The following is a 3439-nucleotide window of genomic DNA, read 5'->3' on the forward strand; positions in this document are numbered from 1 at the left end:
TTCAAGCCGATAGTTGCACCCCAGGACTATCGGGCCCCTGTTGAAGAGGCCTGCCCGGCGTTCATCCGCCCACACATCCGGCTCGAAGTCCATGGCGGCTGAGCGCCGTCCCGACCGTGACGAGGGCACCGGCCCTGCACGATGCCGATACCCGACGAGAACAACCCGTGGCCCCGCGCCGCGAGGTCAGCGAACTCGTTGCCCGTAAGCCGGTCTCAGGGCCGCCGACAGACACCAGCCGCGCTATGAAGACCAACCGTGAGGCTGGGAGGTTGCCGGACACCTGCCCATGCGGACCATCGCCACCGCCGGGGTTGGAAAAGGCCGGGGTTCGCTCATGTTTATCTCAACTTCCGTTGGATCTCCCACGTCCGCCTCGATGTGTCTGTCACCGGGTGCCGATCGGTTGCTGCAGTAGCCCGGCGAGCAGCACGCCCGCTCCGCGTAACCATTCCGGCCAGGTGTCGGGGTCGAGGTTCATCGCGCCTTCGTCGTGCACGGTGCAGTCGTCTGCGACCGGTACGGCGTCGAATCGGTCTTTGAGCCACAACAGTACGCGTGCCATGCCGCCGATCTGGAGCGAAAGGTGTTCGCTGAAGTGGTCGCGCACATACTGCACTCGCGCCTTCGGATCGTCGCAGTAATGGTCCACCAATTGATTCACCGCCCCGACGGGTGCTACCCAGTCTGGGTTCGAGTGGTAAATGAACATCGGCATGTCGGGTGTGTTGTGGCCTTGGCGCATGCGCTCGAGCACGCGAGCGACCGGTGGTTGGTCGTAGAGATTCGCTACGTCGAACTGGCCTTTGATATCGAGGAAGGGAAGTATCGCGGCCGAGGACCAGCACAGCGCGTTCTTGATCGGGATCAGCCCGCGCGCGAAGGGGTTCACGTGCCCGGCGATGAAGGCGTCGAGTTCGGGTTCCTCGCGCGCGATGCCCAGGATGCCGCCCGCGATCAGACCGGAGGCGAGGTTGCCGTTGGCCAGGTCCATCGCCGCACGCAGGTCGGGCAGATTGCCCCCCTCGGCGGCGCCGACGATATTCAGCTCCGGAGCGTAGGCGTCGTGGGTTTCGGCGAGATGACCGGTCGGCAGGGCACCACCGGAATATCCCGCCGCACCCACCTTCGTCTCGCGCCCCAAACCCATCGGCGTGAAATTTTCCGCCGCCCGGATGCCGTCCATCGTGATCCGGGCACCCAGCGGCCCGTCGCCGAATGCCGAGCGCGGACCCTCGTGGTCGGGCATCGACACCGCCCATCCGGCGCCGAGCGCGGAGATCGGCAGGATAAATTCGTAGGGAATGACATATTGGGTGGTGTAGACCCCGGGGATCGAGGCCTGCTGCAGCGCGTACGACGGAGCGCAGTACTGTGCGTTGGAATCCTCGGAGAACTGATACGTCAACAGGTTTCGCGGTTGACCGGCATTGTCACCGCGCGGCTTCATCACCGTGGTCACCGCCGCGATCGGCTCGTCGCGGGTGTTGGTGGAGCGATAGGACAACTGCCAGGCGTCGACGTTGAACGGGATGATCGAATAGAACGCCAGGTGCACCTCGCGGGCGGCGATGATCTCACCCGGTTGTTTCGATGCCACCACCGCTGGCTCGGGGGCGTAGAAGCCGGGATCGAGCTCGGGCGGCACTGGAGGAATCGGAAACGGCAACACCGGGGCTACCGGAACCGATTGCCTCGGCGGATCGGCCGCGGCCGGGACACCGGAGTGCAGTATCGCGGCACACACTATAACTCCGATCGACGCCGTTGAGAACCTATGATAAAAGCGCTTGCGATCAGTCATCATTTCTCCAGAACGTCAGTGGTGCTGCGAACAATGACTTTTCGATGTCACACCGGGAGCGGGTCGCCTTAAGTCGTTCGTTCGGTTCTCACCTATCGCGCGAGTATCGTCACGCCTCTCAAAGTGCACGATCGGACGGATCAACTATTTCCGAGATCAGTGCTCCGATTTCGCCGAGAGGTCATAGATGGCGCCAGAAGGTGATCAGCGGATGGCAGTCTGCGGCGCCCATCCGATCTTTCGATGATGTGCGGCGCCACCCTCGCCCCGCTCCCAGATGAAGGCATGGCTCGGTCGAGGCTGGTGAGGGTGAAGACCGAATTGCTGAGTTGACCGTCCACCGTCACGTATGCGTAGAGCTTTTGTTGTCGAAATCGACGACCGGCACGACTGTTTCGCCACTGGCTTCGATCCAGCGGGAAACCAGATGTTTCCGGCGATATGGTCGACAGTCATCGTTACGGTCTCCGATCGCGGTGAGCCTCGCCTGGAGGCCGCTTCGAAGGTCGTGGTGCTGTAACCACCGCACTGGACCTGGCCGCCCATCCCGACCGTGACGCATTCCCCGGTGGGCCATGAATCTACCCTGCTGGAAGGCCGCCACCAACAAGTTGCCGGTCAACATGCCACCATCGACGGTCGCGGTCTTGGCGCCGCGGTCGATGCTGATGTCGTCCATCGCGATCATATCGATCACCACCAGCGTGCGCCCGTCCCGGCCGCCGAGACTGGTAATTCCAGCTCGCCGTAGCGTCGCCGAACGTCACATCCGCCGAGAACGACGACGGCATCGAGGGAAGGCGATCGTGGACCAAATCGTTGAAACTTACCATTGCCGATACCATTCTTGTCGTTAGCGAACCAGTGTTGGTAAAGCAGTCGAGATCAAGTTGCTCAACAATAACCGCTGAGGGATTCATCCGGGGGCAAATCTCGTTGTATATACCAACATCATTGTTGAAGGCAACAGGCTGTTGGCAGTTTCAATCTTACCGCAAACCGATGGAAATGGAGCTGATTTAGCTTCTGTACCATGACATCGCCGCATCGTGTGCCGGGCGCGACGCCGAACCGCCGGTCGGTGCTTCGTTACTCGGCGATGGCTGGCGCGGTGTTGGGCGTGGGTTTGTACGCCGATTTTATCGAGGACTCGTCGGCCGGTGCGGATCGGGACGGCTCTGAGGAGGCCACGATCAAGATCCCTCGCTATGAGTTGCACTGTCACTTCGACGGTCCTGCCACCGTCGCCGCGCTCGCGCGCGAGCAGGGTATTGCGCTGGACAAGCCAGTCGAGCAGCTGATGGGCGCCCCGTCGCGCGGCAATTGCTTGAAGACTTTCTTGGGCTCGCTCCATCGATTTTCCCTCTCCAAGTTCTGCAAACTCCTGACACGCTGACCCACACCGCCAGGGAGTTGGTTCAGGACTGGCATGCAGATGGTGTCGTGTATGGGGAAGTGCGATTCGCCCCGCAGTTGCACGGCCGCAACGGTATGAGCATCGACGATGCCGTGCACGCGGTGGCCGCGGGCGTGGCTCAGGGAAGTTCGGACACGGGCGTGCGGTACCGCCGACGCGCCAACGCCGTCGGGAGGTACGCCCGTGCCCCCGGTAGTTGCCAGCGGTCAGCTGATAAT

Annotated in this window: 3 protein-coding genes and 1 pseudogene; 2 read left to right on the forward strand and 2 right to left on the reverse strand. The window is 62.3% G+C overall.

The genetic code is table 11. The features are described from left to right. Positions 1-388 precede the first annotated feature (388 nt). A complete protein-coding gene (locus NN4_RS44320; protein WP_147144404.1) occupies positions 389-1807 on the reverse strand; it encodes a lipase family protein in 1419 nt (472 codons plus the stop codon). A 340-nt stretch (positions 1808-2147) separates the two neighbouring features. Beyond that, complete coding sequence (locus tag NN4_RS44325) at positions 2148-2492, reverse strand: hypothetical protein (RefSeq protein WP_147144407.1); 345 nt, start codon at positions 2490-2492, stop codon at positions 2148-2150. Between the two features lie 345 nt (positions 2493-2837). On the opposite strand from NN4_RS44325, the gene NN4_RS45900 reads away from it, so the two are divergent. Further along, on the forward strand, positions 2838-3200 hold the full coding sequence (locus NN4_RS45900) for a twin-arginine translocation signal domain-containing protein (RefSeq protein ID WP_222595283.1): 363 nt from the start codon (positions 2838-2840) through the stop codon (positions 3198-3200). Between the two features lie 17 nt (positions 3201-3217). Beyond that, positions 3218-3439, forward strand: a pseudogene (locus tag NN4_RS47095) (hypothetical protein); the annotation flags it as partial.

The organism is Nocardia ninae NBRC 108245, assembly GCF_007990755.1.
GTDB lineage: Bacteria > Actinomycetota > Actinomycetes > Mycobacteriales > Mycobacteriaceae > Nocardia > Nocardia ninae.